Genomic DNA, 18,043 nt, shown 5'->3' on the forward strand with positions numbered 1-18,043 from the left:
CATAGTAAGAGAGAGGGCGCCTTTCACGAATTTACGTCACATAGACGGGCGTTCGTTCATACGATGGATTGATGGAAGGGGGATTTTGTTAGTGGATGTCCATATTGTTGTAAAAGGGGATACGTTGTGGAAGATTGCTCGACAGTACGGTATCCCTTTTGAAGATTTAAAAAGAGTGAATGCCCATTTGGCAAACCCGGATTATATTGTACCGGGCATGAAGATTTTCTTACCAGCTAGAAAGGCCGAAGAGAAACCGGGGATGAACAAGAAGCCCGATAAAAAACCGGGTCAACAGTTGCCGCAGGAGAAGCCGCACCAACCTTTACCACAGGAGAAGCCGACACAACCCGTAAAGCCGCCAATTCCGTTGCCGCAGGAAAAACCACATGTACCTCCTGCTCAGCCGAATGTACCACCAACACCGGCACCGAGACCACCATCACCACCGACGCCAGCACCGAGACCAACACCAGCACCAAAACCGCCAGTGCCAACACCACCAGCGCCAACACCAAAACCGCCGGCTCCTAAGCCGCCAGAAAAACCGCAAGTCCCAGTGCCGCAACCGCCACGGCCAAACTTGCCAGTACAACCATCATTACCGCCGTCAACATCAATTCCAACACCACCGCCACAACCGGCGCCACCAACGCAACCGCCAGTGCCGATACCAATGCCGCCGGTTTCGCACCATATGCCGCCTTACTGTCCGCCGATAATGCCGGTTCCGTGCGGTTGGATGCCGATTTATGACGCGGATTGTTACCCAATGGCGTTTCCTGGCTTTACAAGTCCGTCACCAATGCCGCAAACACCAATGCCACAAGTACCGCAAATGCCTTTAACGCAAACGCCAATGCTCCCTGCGCAGTTGGGCACAAAGCCGCCGTCAATCGATGTACAAGAGCAAGTGGAAGACTTTGAAGAATCACCGATTTATCCTGGAAGAGGCGATGGTGCTGCACCACCTTATCCGTTTAAAGGATGGGAGTTGACGGAGTCTCCGATGTGGCCTCAGCATGAGTCGCCGGAGCATGTTGTCCATTGCCCGCCTGAACAGGCATATATTCCTCAAATGATGTCACCGGAATATCAAACAAATCCATATGGCATGATGTATCCACAAGAACCTTTCGCATTCAGTCAATGTTACCAACCGGTGTATCATTGTGGATGCCCATCTCACCCAGGATTTTTTGCGGGCGGAATGCATCCGAATCATATAATGCCGATGCAAATGCCTATGCCGATGCATCCAATGCAAATGTATCCAATGCAAATGCAGCCGATGCAACAGTTCAACCCGATGCAAAATAACGATTGCGGTTCGTGCTGACCGGCGTATGGCGCTGGAAAAGAATATCCGGAAAGTAAAAGAGAACGTGTGGAAATTGGTGGAAGGTGGATCGGCCTATTCGTTAAAGAAATATAGCCACCGATCAACGGCTGTCAAAGTGAACTATGTCCACCGGCAGCTTCAAGCAATCCAATTTCCACATATCGTACCTTTGATGCCTACGGAAGATCCACTATTTATCATGCAACCATGGATTGAAGGGACAAAGCCGGTCAATTTCAGAAGAAGAATCGATCGGACAGATGCATTTTTGGCTCTTCAAGCATTGCATATGACCAAGGAGCAGATCGATTGGGACGCCTCCCCATATCTGCATAGATATCAGCTTCTTGACAAATGGCAAGAAAGATTAAATCGTTTCATCGACAAACGTCTGCTTTGCGAGAACTACATTGGGAAGAGGGCTGTTGATGAAATTATTCTTTTCGGACAGGAAGCCCTTCCTATTTTAAAAAAGAAGCAGAGGGAGCTTTCGGGTTTTACATTGCTTCACGGAGATATCGTTCACCACAATATTCTCCGTGATGAAAACGGACTAATCCGTTTCATCGATTTCGATCTTGCATGTACGGGACCACCAGGAACCGAACTAGCTCTTTGGATGCATCGGGTCCTTCCGAACATCGGTTACAATCTTGAATTCTTGTTTGCGGAACAAGCCGCTCTGAATAATCTAGACAGTGCCTCGAAATCGATGCTGCTTTATCCGAATGAATTGTTAAGGGAGTGGCTGTATCTTTTGAGCTTGCCCCCGGTTAAGCAGGATAATCTTGCAAGGAAGCTCATCCCATTCACAGAAACCGCCCTCTCCTCATGGCCAAAGCTTTGGTATGATGTAGAACGGATGATGTAATTGAAGCGAAGCAAAGCCGCCTCATCAGCGGCTTATTTTTGTTTGCCGCAATACATCTACATATCCACTTCTGTAGATAGAAAATCCGTTCGTATGCTATAATAGTTTCTATACTTTAGGGGGAGAATGACTTGTATGATTATATAAAAGGGATTGTCACTCGAGTGACGCCGGAATACATAACTCTTGACCAAGGTGGTGTCGGTTGGCAGATTATGACGCCAAATCCGTATGCATTCCACCAAACGGAGGAAATCCAACAAGTTTTCACATACTTACACGTCCGGGAAGATAGCAACACGCTGCTTGGCTTCAAAACATTGGAGCAGCGGGAACTGTTCAAAAAACTTATCACCGTTTCCGGCATCGGCCCGAAAGGTGCACTTGCTATTTTAGCAAGCGGCATCCCGTCCCAAGTAATAGGTGCAATCGAAAGAGAAGATGAAACATTCCTCGTCCAATTCCCTGGGGTCGGTAAAAAAACCGCACGTCAGATGATCCTTGACTTAAAAGGGAAACTTGGTGATTTATTTACTGAAATCGAAATGCCTGATACGGAAGTCACCCTTCTTTCAATGGCAGAAAATGGCGCAATGGAAGAAGCAATCCTCGCGTTGGAGGCACTTGGCTATTCACAACGGGAATTAACTAAAGTGAAACGGGATTTGCAAAAGGAAGACTTGGATACGGAAGGCTATATGAAACTTGCCCTGCGCTTGCTATTAAAACAAACATAATGTTAGCTGAACCGGAAGGAGGAATGGACAGGCATGGAACGTGTCATTTCAAGTGAACAGTCACATTTCGATGATAGCTTTGAGCAATCGTTGCGTCCCCAGACGCTAAAACAGTATATTGGACAAGAGACTGTAAAAGACAATCTGAGCATCTTCATCCAAGCCGCTAAAGGCAGAAATGAAAGTTTAGATCATGTCCTTTTGTATGGGCCGCCTGGTCTAGGAAAAACAACACTCGCGACCGTCATCGCAAATGAAATGGATGTCAACGTTAAAATGACGAGCGGGCCTGCGATCGAAAGACCAGGGGATCTCGCCGCAGTCGTGTCTTCATTGGAACCGGGAGATGTCCTGTTCATTGACGAAATCCATCGATTGAACAGAGCCATAGAGGAAGTTCTGTATCCCGCCATGGAGGATTTCTGTCTCGATATTGTTGTCGGAAAGGGACCTTCTGCCAAATCCATCCGTCTTGACCTTCCGCCATTCACGCTGATAGGAGCGACAACTCGAGCAGGATCACTTTCTGCACCGCTGCGCGACCGTTTCGGCGTACCGCTCCGTCTTGAATATTACGAAGAAGGTCCTTTGAAAGAAATCGTTATAAGAAGCGCGAGTTTGTTCGACGTCACGATTGATGAAAATGCCGCTGTGGAAATCGCGAGACGGTCAAGGGGCACACCTCGAATTGCCAACCGCTTGCTCCGCAGAGTGCGTGATTATGCACAAGTGAGAGGCGATGGCAACATTACGATGAGCATTGCAAAAGAAGCGCTCGAAATGCTGAGAGTCGATTCACATGGGCTCGACAATATTGATCATAAATTGCTTATCAGCATGATTGAGCGATTCCGTGGCGGCCCTGTCGGCATCGACACGATTGCTGCAAGCATCGGTGAGGAATCCGTCACGATTGAGGATGTCTATGAACCCTATTTGCTTCAAATCGGGTTCATCCAAAGAACACCCCGTGGAAGAATCGCGACTGGACTTGCGTATGAACATTTCGGTTACCAAGCACCTGAACAAACAAATTAAATTGGTTTTGATTTATACAATGAAGTTAAATGTTTCAGACTTACCTTAGGATTGGAACGGAAAGCGTCCGCCTGAAGTGGAAATCCGGTTTTGTTAAACTTTGATAGAAGGAGTATTTGTTAATTATGGACGTAAATGATTTTGATTTTGATTTACCGGAGCATCTCATTGCTCAAACGCCTTTAAAAGATCGAACAGCTAGCCGGCTAATGGTATTGGATAAAGAAACAGGCAAAGTGGAACATCGCCAGTTCCGTCAAATTGTCGATGAGCTGCAGCCGGGGGACGTTATCGTATTGAACGATACACGCGTCCTTCCTGCACGTTTAATCGGCGTAAAGGACGATACAGGCGCTTCAATCGAAGTGCTTCTACTAAAAGAGACGGGATCAGATGAATGGGAGACACTCGTCAAACCGGCAAAACGGATAAAGGTTGGTACATTCGTAACATTTGGTGACGGCAGATTAAAAGCCGAATGTACGGGGGTTTTAGACCAAGGCGGCAGGATTTTTAAATTCCATTATGAAGGCATCTTCTATGAAATATTGGATGAACTTGGACAAATGCCGCTTCCTCCTTACATCACTGAATCGCTTGACGATCAATCTCGCTATCAAACCGTCTTTGCGAAAGAGAGAGGTTCAGCGGCTGCACCGACTGCGGGACTGCATTTTACGGAAGCAATCCTTCAAGAAATCAAGGACAAAGGCGTTGGTGTCGAGTTCATTACGTTACACGTCGGCTTAGGGACATTCCGTCCGGTCAGCTCCGACACGATAGAAGAACATACGATGCATTCGGAGTATTACAGCGTCAATGAAAGTACGGCGAACGCCATCAACGAAGCGAAGGCTAATGGGGGAAACATTATCGCAATCGGGACAACTTCTGCAAGGACACTTGAAACGATCGCCTCCCAAAATAACGGTAAAATTATTTCGACAAGTGGTTGGACATCGATTTTCATTTATCCTGGTTATACATTCAGCATACTTGACGGTATGTTGACAAATTTCCATTTGCCGAAATCGACGTTGATCATGCTTATTTCTGCGATGGTCTCACGGGAACATATATTAGCAGCTTATAATGAAGCGGTGAAGGAGAATTATCGCTTCTTCAGTTTCGGTGACGCGATGTTCATCAAACCGTCAAAAAAGTAAACGGGAACTTAACTCCCAAAATAGAAAGGGTCAAAACAAATGGCAGCAATCACTTACGAGCATATAAAAACATGCAAACAGACAGGAGCTAGGCTGGGCATTGTCCATACGCCGCATGGTTCTTTTGAAACACCGGCTTTTATGCCGGTTGGAACTCAAGCGACCGTTAAGACGATGTCACCTGAAGAACTGAAAGAAATGGGCGCGGGCATCATTTTGAGCAATACGTATCATCTATGGCTAAGACCAGGTCACGACATCATCAAGGAAGCGGGCGGCCTTCATAAGTTCATGAATTGGGACCGTCCGATTTTGACGGATTCAGGCGGATTCCAAGTGTTTTCACTGAGCGATTTCCGCAAAATTGAAGAGGAAGGCGTCCACTTTCGCCATCATTTGAATGGGAGCAAACTTTTCCTCAGTCCCGAAAAAGCGATGGAAATCCAAAATGCCCTCGGTTCCGATATTATGATGGCTTTTGACGAATGCCCGCCATATCCTGCGACATATGAGTATATGAAAGCGAGTGTAGAGAGGACATCAAGATGGGCTGAGCGTTGCCTTAAAGCGCATGCCCGCCCTGAAGATCAAGGTCTCTTTGGAATCGTGCAAGGCGGCGAATTCGAAGAGCTGCGCAAGCAAAGTGCAAAAGATCTTGTCTCATTGGATTTCCCGGGTTATGCAATCGGCGGATTGTCAGTCGGCGAACCGAAAGATGTCATGAACCGCGCACTTGAATTCACAACTCCGTTATTGCCGGAAAACAAACCACGTTATTTAATGGGTGTTGGCTCTCCTGACTCTTTAATTGACGGGGCGATTCGTGGAGTGGATATGTTTGACTGCGTACTTCCTACGCGCATAGCTAGAAATGGTACGCTTATGACGAGCGAAGGACGTCTCGTCGTGAAAAATGCGAAATACGAGCGCGATTTTGGACCTTTAGATCCGAACTGCGATTGCTATGCGTGCAAAAACTATAGCAGGGCGTATATCCGTCACTTGATCCGTGCGAATGAAACATTTGGCATCCGTTTAACGTCCTATCATAATCTCCATTTCTTACTTCGTTTAATGGAGCAAATTAGGGATGCGATCCGCAATGATCGCCTTGGAGATTTCCGGGAAGAGTTTTTTGAACAATACGGATTTAACAAACCAAATGCAAAAAACTTTTGAATCTTGTATAATAACCGAGAGAAGAGGGGGGAAATTAAATGAATGGTGATATGTTAGGTACGTTACTTCCAATTATTGCAATGTTCGCGATCATGTGGTTTTTATTGATTCGACCTGCACAAAAAAGACAGAAGCAGACGAAACAAATGCAAGAAAGTCTCAAACGTGGCGATAAAGTCATTACAATCGGCGGCATTCACGGTACAATCGATGCAGTCGATGAAGCATCCGTGTTCTTGAAAGTTGCAGATGGCACAACATTGCAATTTGATAGACAAGCTGTCGGTCGAGTTGTCAATACTGGCGCTTAATCATTCGCGAAATGAAAGAGATAGTTATCCAATGTTTAACACTGGAAACTACCTCTTTTTATTTTTGTATATTGTTGGGCTCCTTATGGCATCCTCTCTTATAGGGGAGGAATCGCTTTGAATGATTTGTTAATTATTGGTTTTAGAACCGTTTTCTTGTATGTGCTCATTTTAATCATTCTCCGTGTGATGGGGAAGCGTGAAGTTGGAGAATTAGGCGTCGTTGATGTCGTCGTGTTCATCATCATGGCGGAAGTGGTTGCTTTTGCTCTCGATTCACCAGACCAAAAATTAAGTCACTCCATATTGCCTATGCTCATTCTTTTAGCGATCCAGCTATTGACGTCATTCTTTTCCTTGAAGAGCAAAAAATTCAGGGATCTCGTAGATGGAGATCCGACGCTGATCATCCAAGACGGCATCATAAAAGAAGAGGAAATGAGAAAGCAACGATACAATTTGGATGACCTGTTCCAACAGCTTCGCGAACAGCAAGTCGGTTCAATACGTGATGTATCCTATGCTTTCTTGGAGCCATCCGGGAATTTATCTGTGTTCACACGCGATGTAACACAGCCGGTACTTGCACTTATTTCCGATGGGATCATTCAAATCCGTCATGTCCAATTGATTGGTAAATCGGAAGAATGGCTCATCCAAGGCTTAAAAGATCAAGGCGTAAATGATGTGAATCAAGTTTTTTACTGTTCATATGAAGAAGGGACACTCCATTTTCAACTAAAAGAGGAGTATCAATAAATTTTAGTTAGCCTTTTAAGCATGAGGACATCATTTTTCTTAATTTGACCGAATAGCAACAGAATGATCAGAAGGAATCCCGTCGTAATTAAGCACTCAACCAGTAAACCGAACTGACCGATTGGGATGAAAATCGGGCGCATGACCGCGGTCATGATGAAAGATACATATGGCAAAGCAAACATTGTAAAACCTGCAGCGGCAGCCTTGTTCTTCCGTAATGTAGCAATATGTAGGAAGGACGTGACAAGTACACCGAAGCCGATGGCGAGTACTGCGCCAGTTTCTTGCAGTCCCGGCTGTGATGCTAAAACGAACATGACCCCCAATTTTGCAATTCCGCCATATACTGAATTCATCATTCCTGCTTTTGCGTCATTGGTCGCCTGTAAAATAGAATACAAAGGTCCCTGGATGTAGTAAAAGAAAAAGACAGGTGCAAGCAAAGACATATATGAACCGCCTTCTGTAATGTGGAACAGCTTTTCAGCAAGCGCCTGTCCGTGGACATAAAAAACCGCAGCTGCAAATGCGCCTGTCAAAGCGGATAGGCGTAAAGCCAAATGGATTCGTTCCTGCAACTTCTTTTTATTGCTCGAAGCGGCAGCGCCACTCACTGCCGGCACAAGCACGACAGACAAGGCGTAAGGAATGAATGAAGGGAAGAGCAGTAACGGGATGAGTACCCCAGAAATGACCCCGTAGAGCGATGTAGCAGCTACTGCCCCGACTCCCGCCAATGAAAGTGCGCGCAAAAAGATGATTGGCTCCAAAAACCAAGTGAACGTGCCGAATAATCTGCTTCCTGAAGAAGGAAGAGCAATTGAAAGAAGAGGCTCCATTGGAAACTTCTCTTTCTTTTGAACAGGATTTCTTTCCTGTTTTTTATGCTGATGATATTTAAACCATAGATAACAAGCTGAAAGACCTTCCGCGATTAGAGTAATGCCCATTGCGTAAGCGGCGTTCATTGCGCTGTTGTCAGGTGTCAGGAACATTGGCAGCATCCAAGTTATTAAAGCAATCCGGCAAATTTGTTCAATTATTTGGGACCAAGCTGTTTCTTCAATCCTGACAATCCCTTGGAAATACCCTCGGATCAGCCCGCAAGCCGCAGCAATCGGTATGATCGCGATTCCGACGTATAATGTCGTGGAGGACGCCGCATTGCCTAATAGTGTTTCAGATAGAAAAGGGATAAATAAAATTGACAAGGGTAAGAAAACGATCCCCGTAAAGATCGTAATGACAGTTGCTGTCCTCATGACTGCAGGCAACTTCGCAGATTCACCCTTTGCCTTTAATTCCGCAATCACCTTTGCGACAGCGATAGGAACACCTAATTGGACAAGTGATAGGAAGAAAATAAAAGCAGGATAGGCTGTCATATAGATACCTACAGCTTCTTCACCTGCAACCCGCATGAACTGAATGCGGTAGACGAATCCTAATAACTTTGTCATGAATACGGCAATCATTAGTATGGCAGTTCCACGAATAAAAGTGGACATTCATAAACAACTCCTTCTCAATTCCGGTCATTTCGTTTACACTAAATCTATGCATAGGTTTGTCTATTTACGACTGAACGGGAAAGGAATGGGGAAGGTGACGACGATTCAATTCGAACAACTATTCAATCATGCGATGCCGGCAATCCAGAGTAAGCGGAACGAATTTCGTTTATATGGCTATTCAACAGTTACTAACGAAGAGATTTGGAAATACTGCATTCGAAAGAAATGGCGGAAGAAAAATGTTTCAACGATGCGCATTCATGAAATTGTGAATGGGGTTCTTAGATTGACTCCGGCCGAATTCATGACATACACACAAATTGAGGAACAAAGAGATTCCAACTGGTTTACAGATTTGAATAGCGATGAATTGCAATTGCTGTTATCACCAAAAAAAACGGAAGAAACATCGAATTGAACATCACCCGACTATTTGACAGATTGTATTCATTGGCTCATAATTGGAGTGTTGTATTTTCTTAAAAACTGTACATAGCATTCGTCTTAGAGCTCCACGTACAGAGGGGGAACTGATTTATGAAAAAAAGAAGCCGGATTGTAGCGTTCTTATTATTGCTAGTCATGTTAGGCTCTTTAATAGGTGCAACATCCAAACCAATTATAAAAGATGTACGGCTCGGTCTCGATCTACAAGGAGGCTTTGAAGTTCTTTATGAAGTTCAGCCGCTAAAAGAAGGGCAGAAGATCACGGAAGACACTGTCACGGATACTGCGGGTGCTTTACGAAATCGTGTTGACGTACTCGGTGTTAGTGAACCAAGCATCCAAGTTGAATCGAATAACCGGATCCGTGTTCAATTGGCCGGGGTTGAAGATCAGGAATCAGCTCGTGAGCTATTATCGACACAAGCGAATCTGACATTCAGAGACGCCGATGATAACTTGATGTTGGACGGTACTGATTTGAAAGAAGGAAAAGCGAAAGCGAACTTCGGAGAAACAGGAAATCCGGTCGTAACGTTGGAAATGAAAGATCCTGACAAATTTGGTGAAGTAACTGCTGAAATTAAAGCAAAAGCTCCTGAAAACGTTATGGTCATCTGGATGGACTTTGAAGAGGGTGTCGATTCATACAAAGAGGAAAGAATGAAGGAAAAACCGAAATTCATTTCCGCGCCTTTTGTAAGTCAAGTTATCAATTCGTCCAATGTTGAAATTTCAGGAAACTTCACTGTTGAAGAAACAAAGAGCTTATCAGGCATTTTGAATGCCGGGGCACTTCCAGTCCATCTTGAAGAAATTTATTCAACTTCAGTTGGTGCTCAATTCGGAGCACAGGCGTTGGATAAAACAATTTTGGCTGGAATCGTCGGTATCGCTTTAATCTTCATTTTCATGTTGATTTATTACCGTATTCCAGGATTTGTGGCTGTCGTCACATTGTCTGTCTATATCTATTTAATCCTATTTGTCTTCACAGGTATTAATGGGGTTCTTACACTTCCTGGTATTGCCGCACTTATGTTGGGGGTCGGTATGGCGGTCGATGCCAACATTCTGACCTATGAGCGTATAAAGGAAGAATTGCGAGTCGGCAAATCGGTGAAAACGGCATTCTCGGTTGGTGCGAAATCCGCATTCACAGCTATTTTAGATGCCAATATCACGACTTTGCTTGCGGCTGTCGTCCTTTTCATCTTTGGGACAAGCTCTGTCAAAGGATTTGCGACAATGCTCATTATCAGTATCCTTGTCAGCTTCTTGACTGCAGTATGGGGATCACGACTGTTGCTCGGGCTTATTGTCCATAGTGGCATGTTAGACGGTAAGACAGGATTATTCGGCATCTCGAAGAAAAGGGTGCACGCTCCGGAAGAAGATGTGGATACTCTTGATTTGACAACGAAGTTCGATCGTTTTGACTTTGTTCATGCACGCAAGAAGTTCTATGTCATTTCGATGATATTGATTATTGCTGGTATTATTGTTTTAGGGGTCTTTAAATTAAACTTGGGTATTGACTTTGCAGGGGGTACACGTGTTGAAATCTTATCGGACACACCTGTAACAGCTGAGGAAATCTCAAATACGCTTGAAAAAATTGGCCACCCAGCAACGGATATTGTTATTTCCGGTGATACGAACAACATTGGTGTTGTACGTTATAAAGAGGAATTTAAGCAAGAAACCGTTAATAAGTTTAAAAAGGATCTAGAAGCTCATTACGGTGCAGATCCGAATATTTCAACAGTTTCAAATAAGGTTGGTAAAGAACTCGCGAAAAATGCTTTAAAAGCATTGCTAGTTGCTGCACTTGGAATCATCATCTATGTTGCATTCCGTTTTGAATGGCGGATGGGTGTTTCCTCTATCATCGGTTTAATCCATGACGCATTCTTCATGGTCGCCGTATTCAGTATTACACGCCTTGAAGTGGATATCACCTTCATCGCCGCTGTCCTAACAATTGTTGGTTATTCCATCAATGATACGATTGTCACATTCGACCGGATACGGGAGAATATGAACAAGATCGGCAAAATCAATGATGAAAAACAATTGGCCGATATCGTCAATAAATCACTACGACAAACATTGGGACGCTCGGTGAATACAGTATTGACTGTCATTTTCGTTGTCGTGGCATTGATTGTGCTCGGCGCAGAGGCAATTCGTCCATTCTCGATTGCATTGCTGATCGGTTTATTAGCCGGAACGTATTCTTCCATTTTCATCTCAGCGCAGATTTGGTTTGATTTGAAGAAGAAGGAATTAACAAAGTCTGGCGGCTTAAAAGTGGATAAAGAGAAAAAACAATGGGGTTCTGACGAGCCGGTTGTCTGATGAAAGATTGGATTGGCTGACGTTTCAACCTATAAAGGAACAGGGTATACTTCGTGTATATCCTGTTTTTTTTATGCATTGGGAAGGAAGGTGAGATTGATGAAGATGCAATGGTCTTTAATTTTAAGTATTCTTTTTGCGATTATCATCGCTGTTTTTGCAATCTTAAACGTGGAGCCTGTACAGGTGAACTTCTTATTCGTTAAGACGGAAATGCCACTCATACTAGTCATTTTATTCACAGCGCTCTTAGGAGCCGCGATAAGCGGATTCATGGCCATGTTCCGTTCCATCCGTTCTCATCGTCATATTAACGAATTGAAAAAAGAAATGACCGCCAAAGAAATCCTCATCGCCTCGCAACAAAATGAAATCGCCGCCTTGCAACATGTTGATGGACCGTCACCGACAGATGAAAATATAAAAGAAGCAGAATAGGCTAAGCATCCTTCGTTGGAAGAGGATGCTTTTTTAAGTTTATTGGAGGTGAAGGAGGCCGCCTGAAACGAAATTCAACATTTGAATATTCTATAGTAACACGATTAATCTACTTTAATTTCTTCCAATCGGCGTATTTCCTTTCAGTGGCCTCTTTCATCCTTTATAATGAACATTAAAGGATGTGACACATTGTGATAGAGTCGATGAAAATGTGGACGATCAACCGTCCGGATGAGGAAATCGTCCAATTATTCATGAAAGAACTTAGCATCCCCTCCATCCACGCAAAAATCCTAGTTTCCAGAGGAATAACTGATGTTGAACAAGCTAAGTCTTTTTTACATATGGATACGAGTAGCCTTCATGATCCTTACTTGCTTTATGATATGGAAAAGGCAGTCAATCGCATCATGCAAGCAATCGATTCAAATGAATTGATTACGGTTTATGGAGATTACGATGCAGATGGTGTGACGAGTGTGACGGTGCTTACAACGGCGCTTGAGCAACTTGGAGCAAATGTCAATTTCGTCATTCCGAATCGATTTGAACACGGCTATGGACCGAATGTAGAGTTATTTAAAACGTTGAATGAAGCGGGAACGTCACTTATCATTACTGTCGATAACGGAATTTCTGGTTTAGAAGCAGCAGATTACGCCAAGTCTGTTGGCATGGATATTATCGTGACGGATCACCATGAGATCGGAGCAGAATTGCCAAATGCAGATGCAATTATTCATCCAAGGCACCCTTCAGGAAACTATCCTTTTGGCGAGTTGGCAGGGGTGGGTGTTGCGTTTAAATTGGCTTGTGCATTATTAGGTGAAATCCCTGACGAACTGTATGAGATAGCTGCGATTGGTACAGTCGCCGATCTCGTTCCGCTGCAAGATGAGAACAGGTTCATCGTCAAAGAAGGGATCAGGCGCATGAGGAAGTCGAAACGCCCCGTATTTCAAGCGCTTTCAAAAGTTAGTGGCACGGAGCAATCCAGCCTTACGGAAGAATCATTAGGATTTATGATTGGTCCGAGATTGAATGCGCCAGGACGTCTTGGAAGTGCCAATCCTGCTGTGCATCTCTTAAAGTCGGATGATCCAATGGAGGCAATGTCAATTGCCGAGCAATTAGACGCATTGAATAAAGAGAGACAAGCGCTCGTTACCAATATAGCGAATGAGGCGGAACAAGCAATGGCTGACATGTATGGCGACATGCTGCCGTTCGTCATCGTCATTGCAGGCGTTGGCTGGAATCCGGGAGTCGTCGGCATTGTCGCTTCTCGATTGACCGAGAAGTATTATAGGCCTTCCATCGTTTTGTCCATTGATCTTGAGTCAGGGGTCGCAAAAGGTTCCGGACGTAGTATTGCAGGTTTTGATTTATTCAAGGAGCTATCAAAGAACGCTGACTTGCTTCCTCATTTCGGAGGGCATGAAATGGCAGCAGGAATGTCACTTTCAGTAGAAGATGTAGTCAAACTCCGTAGTCGTTTGAATGATCAAGGGAAGTTACAGTTAACGGATGAGATGCTGACTCCTCGGTTACAAATTGACGTGCCGCTTGAAATCGGAGAAATCGATGTTGATGTATTAGAAGGATTGGAGCTATTACGTCCTTTTGGTATGTCGTTTGAGAAGCCTGTTTTTTTAATAGAAAATCTTTCAGCTTCCTCCGTTCGTAAAATTGGAGCTGCTAAAAATCATTTGAAACTTGATCTTTCGGATGGTGTTAATAACTTAGATGTGATCGGTTTTGGAAATGGGCATATCGCCGACGAAATAAGTCCGGGTGTTACGTTATCCATTACAGGAGATTTGCAAGTGAATGAATGGAATGGACGTAAAAAACCACAAATGTTGCTAGCGGATTTACAGTCCAAAGAACGTCAATTATTCGACTTAAGGGGAATCCGTGAGCCGAATCGATGGATGCCGGCAGTTCCGAAAAAAAATAACTTATTTATTGCCTTCCAAGAACAGTCCGTTGTCCATTTCAGTTCCATGCTGAAAGATGTGACCGTTCAAAAGTTTGGAGATGTCGAACTGTCAGAAACCGATCATGTCGTCATTTTGGACATGCCGGTTGGGACGGACCAACTGAAACAATTGATTAGCCAAACAAACCCGAAGCGCATCTATGCTCATTTCTTTGTTCCGGAATCCATGTATTTTGAAGGGATGCCGAGCCGTGAAGATTTCGGTTGGTATTACAGCTTTTTGAAAAAACGGGGCTCATTCGATTTGCGCAATCAAATACAGGAATTATCAAAACATAGAGGTTGGAAGATCGACATAATTTATTTCATGACAAAGGTGTTTTCTGAACTCGAATTTGTTAAGATAGAGAATGGCCTTGCTTTTGTTATGGAAAGTGCAGGGAAGAAAAATCTTTCAGAGGCACCTTCCTATCAAGAAAGAGAGCTCCGGATTGAATTGGAAAAAAAGCTTGTCTACGCTTCATACATGGAATTGAAAAGTTGGTTCGATGAAGTTTGTAAAGAAACGGTCAACAGGGAGGAACAATTATGGATTTGAAGAGTTTTGTGACGATCGTACCTGATTATCCAAAAGAGGGAATCAGTTTTAAAGATATTACGACGATCATGGATAATGGGGAAGCTTATAAATACGCAACGGACAAGATTGTGGAATTTGCGAGAGAAGTAGGAACTGATATAATTGTCGGTCCTGAAGCAAGGGGCTTCATCATTGGATGCCCGGTCGCTTATGCGTTGGAAGTTGGCTTTGCGCCGGTCCGCAAGCCTGGAAAACTGCCACGTGAAACGATTTCAGTCGAATACGACCTTGAATATGGAAAAGATTCATTAACAATCCATAAAGATGCTATTAAACCAGGCCAACGCGTTTTAATCGTAGACGATTTACTTGCTACTGGCGGGACAGTCGGCGCTACAGTAGAACTCGTAGAAAAATTAGGCGGAGTCGTTGCAGGATGCGCCTTCCTGATTGAACTTTCCTACTTGAATGGCCGGGAAAAACTCAAAGGCTATGAAGTTCAAGCACTAATGACTTATGAATGAAAAGTGAAAAACAAAAAGGTCCTTCGCAAATTGCGAAGGATCTTTTTGTTCACAAAGCTTTACATTCCGAGCTATTTATACATACAATAGTATTATCTTTAATTTTTTGCGAAATTGGTCGAAAGGAGTTATAAAATGGCGAAAAACCGTGACATGACGGCAGAAGAAATATTTGAACTGGTAGCATCCTATATGAATGAAAAGCATGTCGCGTTCGTCGAAAAAGCGTATGAGGCTGCTAAATCTGCTCATGAAGGGCAGTTCAGAAGTTCTGGTGAACCATATATTTTGCATCCCATCCAAGTTGCCGGCATATTAGCAGAATTACAAATGGATCCGTCCACTGTCGCAGCGGGATTCCTCCATGACGTTGTAGAAGATACCGATGTGAGCCGGGAAGATATTATACGGGAATTCGGGGAAGAAGTGGCAATGCTTGTCGATGGCGTTACGAAATTGGAAAAACTGAAATTCAAATCGAACGAAGAAAAACAGGCAGAGAATCACCGGAAAATGTTCATTGCGATGGCGAGGGATATCAGGGTCATTCTTATTAAGCTTGCTGACCGCCTCCATAATATGCGGACGTTAAAGCATGTACCGGAGGAAAAGCAACGTAGAGTGGCAACAGAAACTTTAGATATTTTCGCGCCGCTTGCACATCGGTTAGGGATTTCCACGATCAAGTGGGAATTGGAAGACACTGCACTTCGTTATTTGAATCCTCAGCAATATTACCGGATTGTCAATATGATGAAAAAAAAGCGGGATGAACGTGAAAAGTATTTACTGAATGTCATGGATCAGATCCGTGGCGAAATCACTGAAATGGGCATTGAAGCTGAAATCAACGGAAGGCCGAAGCATTTATATTCCATCTATCGTAAAATGATTCTTCAGAAGAAAGAATTCAATGAAATTTATGATCTTCTCGCGATACGAATTATCGTTAACAGTATAAAGGATTGTTATGCAGTGCTTGGAATTATCCATACTTTATGGAAGCCTATGCCCGGAAGATTCAAAGACTATATCGCAATGCCGAAACAAAATCTTTACCAATCGATTCATACGACTGTAGTCGGGCCTGCCGGCGATCCGCTCGAAGTGCAAATACGGACTGAAGAGATGCATAGGATTGCAGAATACGGGGTTGCTGCGCATTGGGCTTATAAAGAAGGGAAGACTGTCTCAGAAAAACCGGATAATATTGATTCCAAGCTGAAGTGGTTCAGGGAAATCCTTGAATTCCAAAACGAATCCTCTAACGCTGAGGAGTTCATGGAGTCATTGAAATTCGATTTATTCTCAGATATGGTATATGTTTTCACCCCTGATGGGGATGTTATTGAAATCCCTCAAGGCTCAGTTCCAATCGATTTTGCATACCGCGTCCATTCGGAAGTCGGAAACAGAACTATTGGTGCGAAAGTGAATGGCAAGATGGTTCCACTCGATACTGAGCTGTTTACCGGAGATATCGTTGAAATCCTTACCTCTAAGCAATCGTTCGGACCTAGTCGCGACTGGTTAAAAATCGCCAATACATCGCAAGCTAGAAATAAAATCCGTCAATTCTTCAAAAAGCAGTTAAGAGAAGAGAATATTGTCAAAGGGTCTGAAATGGTTGAAAGAGAAGTGAAATTTCAAGAATTTGATTTGAAAGCCGTACTCACTTCTGAAAACATACAGCGTGCCATCGACAAATTCAGCTTCACTTCTGAAGAGGACATGTATGCGGCTGTTGGATCGAATGGCATTACCGCGCAACAAGTCGTCAACAGACTAGCGGAAAAAATTCGCAAGGAACGCGATCAACAAGATACAATCGATAAAATTGTCTCGGATATGAAAGCCCCGCAGCAAGTTAAAACAACAGAGTCGGGTGTTATCGTCAAAGGACTCGAGAACTTGCTCATCCGGCTGTCAAAATGTTGTAATCCGATTCCTGGAGATGACATTGTTGGCTTTATCACAAAAGGACGGGGTGTTTCCGTTCACCGTGAGGATTGTCCGAATATCCATACCGAAGAAGATAATGATCGACTGATCGATGTGGAATGGGCGGTCGATTCGAATAGTGCACGCAAGGAATTTCAGGTGGATATTGAAATTTCCGCTTTTGATCGGCTAGGTTTGTTGAATGAAGTAATGATGGTTGTAGCAGAAACGAAAACGCCGATGATCGCCGTTAGTGGAAAAGCGGATAAGGAAAAGCTTGCAAAAATAAGTATGACGATCAAAATCACGGATATAGCTCATCTGCACAGAATTGTGGATCGTATCAAACAAATACGCGATATCTATTCTGTGCAACGTGTAATCCATTAAACAGGAAGGTGTTTTGCATGAGAGTCATTTTACAAAGATCCGGCAAGGCATCTGTAACAGTCGAAGGAGAAGTGACTGGTTCAATCGAGAAAGGTTACGTCCTCCTTGTAGGTATCACGCATGACGATACAGAGCAGGATGCTGACTATATCGCGAAAAAGGTGTCTGGTCTACGGTTATGGGAAGACGAAGAAGGCAAGATGAACCATTCCATTGAGGAAGTGGATGGCGCAATCCTTTCTGTTTCCCAATTCACATTATATGGTGACGTTAAGAAGGGTCGCAGACCAAGCTTCATTGAAGCGGCAAGGCCGGACAAGGCAGAGCCGATTTGGAATTATTTCAATAATGCACTCCGCAGCCAAGGATTGGTCGTCGAAACCGGCATATTCGGCGCTATGATGGAAGTGGATCTGATGAATGACGGACCTGTCACAATTATTATCGAATCGAAATGAAAAAAACCGCAACTCCCGATAATGGGAATTGCGGTTTTTTAA

The 18,043-nt window shown here is 43.9% G+C and carries 16 protein-coding genes; 15 read left to right on the plus strand and 1 reads right to left on the minus strand.

From position 1 onward, the window contains the following. Positions 1 to 91 precede the first annotated feature (91 nt). The 8 genes from SLU01_RS03315 (at position 92) to SLU01_RS03350 (ending at position 7,403) form a co-directional block, all read left to right on the plus strand. Positions 92 to 1,339 (plus strand): LysM peptidoglycan-binding domain-containing protein, encoded by a 1,248-nt coding sequence (locus tag SLU01_RS03315; protein ID WP_170232564.1) that lies wholly within the window; start codon positions 92 to 94, stop codon positions 1,337 to 1,339. A gap of 7 nt (positions 1,340 to 1,346) precedes the next feature. Next, positions 1,347 to 2,213, plus strand: coding sequence for an aminoglycoside phosphotransferase family protein (locus tag SLU01_RS03320; protein ID WP_147055332.1), 867 nt, complete (start codon positions 1,347 to 1,349; stop codon positions 2,211 to 2,213). 131 nt (positions 2,214 to 2,344) lie between these two features. Then, positions 2,345 to 2,950 (plus strand): Holliday junction branch migration protein RuvA, encoded by a 606-nt coding sequence (gene ruvA / locus SLU01_RS03325; RefSeq protein ID WP_147055334.1) that lies wholly within the window; start codon positions 2,345 to 2,347, stop codon positions 2,948 to 2,950. A gap of 33 nt (positions 2,951 to 2,983) precedes the next feature. Continuing rightward, entirely contained in the window at positions 2,984 to 3,988 is a 1,005-nt protein-coding gene (gene ruvB, locus SLU01_RS03330; RefSeq protein WP_147055336.1) for a Holliday junction branch migration DNA helicase RuvB, read from the plus strand. A gap of 125 nt (positions 3,989 to 4,113) precedes the next feature. Next, positions 4,114 to 5,154 carry a tRNA preQ1(34) S-adenosylmethionine ribosyltransferase-isomerase QueA gene (queA, locus tag SLU01_RS03335; protein ID WP_147055338.1) on the plus strand — a complete coding sequence of 347 codons (1,041 nt, stop codon included), beginning with the start codon at positions 4,114 to 4,116 and terminating at the stop codon, positions 5,152 to 5,154. 39 nt (positions 5,155 to 5,193) lie between these two features. Next, complete coding sequence (gene tgt, locus SLU01_RS03340; RefSeq protein WP_147055340.1) at positions 5,194 to 6,333, plus strand: tRNA guanosine(34) transglycosylase Tgt; 1,140 nt, start codon at positions 5,194 to 5,196, stop codon at positions 6,331 to 6,333. Between the two features lie 38 nt (positions 6,334 to 6,371). Then, on the plus strand, positions 6,372 to 6,644 hold the full coding sequence (gene yajC, locus SLU01_RS03345) for a preprotein translocase subunit YajC (RefSeq protein WP_147055342.1): 273 nt from the start codon (positions 6,372 to 6,374) through the stop codon (positions 6,642 to 6,644). Between the two features lie 117 nt (positions 6,645 to 6,761). Next, a complete protein-coding gene (locus SLU01_RS03350; RefSeq protein WP_147055344.1) occupies positions 6,762 to 7,403 on the plus strand; it encodes a DUF421 domain-containing protein in 642 nt (213 codons plus the stop codon). On the opposite strand, the gene SLU01_RS03355 is transcribed toward SLU01_RS03350, so the two are convergent. Then, a complete protein-coding gene (locus SLU01_RS03355) occupies positions 7,397 to 8,914 on the minus strand; it encodes a putative polysaccharide biosynthesis protein (protein ID WP_147055346.1) in 1,518 nt (505 codons plus the stop codon). The genes SLU01_RS03350 and SLU01_RS03355 overlap by 7 nt on opposite strands. Positions 8,915 to 9,011: 97 nt before the next feature. Here SLU01_RS03355 and SLU01_RS03360 point away from each other — a divergent pair, with 97 nt between their 5' ends. The 7 genes from SLU01_RS03360 to dtd all read left to right on the plus strand — a co-directional run bounded on the left by SLU01_RS03360 (position 9,012) and on the right by dtd (position 18,001). Then, a complete protein-coding gene (locus SLU01_RS03360) occupies positions 9,012 to 9,338 on the plus strand; it encodes a post-transcriptional regulator (protein WP_246110854.1) in 327 nt (108 codons plus the stop codon). Between the two features lie 119 nt (positions 9,339 to 9,457). Further along, positions 9,458 to 11,725 carry a protein translocase subunit SecDF gene (gene secDF, locus SLU01_RS03365; protein WP_147055350.1) on the plus strand — a complete coding sequence of 756 codons (2,268 nt, stop codon included), beginning with the start codon at positions 9,458 to 9,460 and terminating at the stop codon, positions 11,723 to 11,725. 99 nt (positions 11,726 to 11,824) lie between these two features. Beyond that, positions 11,825 to 12,163: a LapA family protein gene (locus SLU01_RS03370; RefSeq protein WP_147055352.1), complete on the plus strand. Its 339-nt coding sequence runs from the start codon at positions 11,825 to 11,827 to the stop codon at positions 12,161 to 12,163. Between the two features lie 194 nt (positions 12,164 to 12,357). Continuing rightward, positions 12,358 to 14,706, plus strand: coding sequence for a single-stranded-DNA-specific exonuclease RecJ (gene recJ / locus SLU01_RS03375; RefSeq protein ID WP_147055354.1), 2,349 nt, complete (start codon positions 12,358 to 12,360; stop codon positions 14,704 to 14,706). Beyond that, a complete protein-coding gene (locus SLU01_RS03380) occupies positions 14,697 to 15,212 on the plus strand; it encodes an adenine phosphoribosyltransferase (protein ID WP_147055356.1) in 516 nt (171 codons plus the stop codon). Before recJ ends, SLU01_RS03380 begins: the two co-directional genes overlap by 10 nt. Positions 15,213 to 15,347: 135 nt before the next feature. Further along, positions 15,348 to 17,543 carry a RelA/SpoT family protein gene (locus SLU01_RS03385; RefSeq protein ID WP_147055358.1) on the plus strand — a complete coding sequence of 732 codons (2,196 nt, stop codon included), beginning with the start codon at positions 15,348 to 15,350 and terminating at the stop codon, positions 17,541 to 17,543. Positions 17,544 to 17,560: 17 nt separating this feature from the next. Further along, the gene (dtd, locus tag SLU01_RS03390; RefSeq protein WP_147055360.1) at positions 17,561 to 18,001 is read left to right on the plus strand and encodes a D-aminoacyl-tRNA deacylase; all 441 of its coding nucleotides are present in this window, start codon (positions 17,561 to 17,563) and stop codon (positions 17,999 to 18,001) included. The last annotated feature ends 42 nt before the right edge of the window (positions 18,002 to 18,043 follow it).

This window comes from Sporosarcina luteola (assembly GCF_007991495.1).
Classification (GTDB): domain Bacteria; phylum Bacillota; class Bacilli; order Bacillales_A; family Planococcaceae; genus Sporosarcina; species Sporosarcina luteola.

Bases quoted from the DNA above. Each gene is read 5' to 3' on its own strand.
- SLU01_RS03320 (WP_147055332.1), top strand. From the start codon at position 1,347: ATGGCGCTGGAAAAGAATATCCGGAAAGTAAAAGAGAACGTGTGGAAA.
- ruvB (WP_147055336.1), top strand. From the start codon at position 2,984: ATGGAACGTGTCATTTCAAGTGAACAGTCACATTTCGATGATAGCTTT.
- queA (WP_147055338.1), top strand. From the start codon at position 4,114: ATGGACGTAAATGATTTTGATTTTGATTTACCGGAGCATCTCATTGCT.
- tgt (WP_147055340.1), top strand. From the start codon at position 5,194: ATGGCAGCAATCACTTACGAGCATATAAAAACATGCAAACAGACAGGA.
- yajC (WP_147055342.1), top strand. From the start codon at position 6,372: ATGAATGGTGATATGTTAGGTACGTTACTTCCAATTATTGCAATGTTC.
- SLU01_RS03355 (WP_147055346.1), bottom strand. From the start codon at position 8,914: ATGTCCACTTTTATTCGTGGAACTGCCATACTAATGATTGCCGTATTC.
- secDF (WP_147055350.1), top strand. From the start codon at position 9,458: ATGAAAAAAAGAAGCCGGATTGTAGCGTTCTTATTATTGCTAGTCATG.
- SLU01_RS03370 (WP_147055352.1), top strand. From the start codon at position 11,825: ATGAAGATGCAATGGTCTTTAATTTTAAGTATTCTTTTTGCGATTATC.
- SLU01_RS03380 (WP_147055356.1), top strand. From the start codon at position 14,697: ATGGATTTGAAGAGTTTTGTGACGATCGTACCTGATTATCCAAAAGAG.
- SLU01_RS03385 (WP_147055358.1), top strand. From the start codon at position 15,348: ATGGCGAAAAACCGTGACATGACGGCAGAAGAAATATTTGAACTGGTA.
- dtd (WP_147055360.1), top strand. From the start codon at position 17,561: ATGAGAGTCATTTTACAAAGATCCGGCAAGGCATCTGTAACAGTCGAA.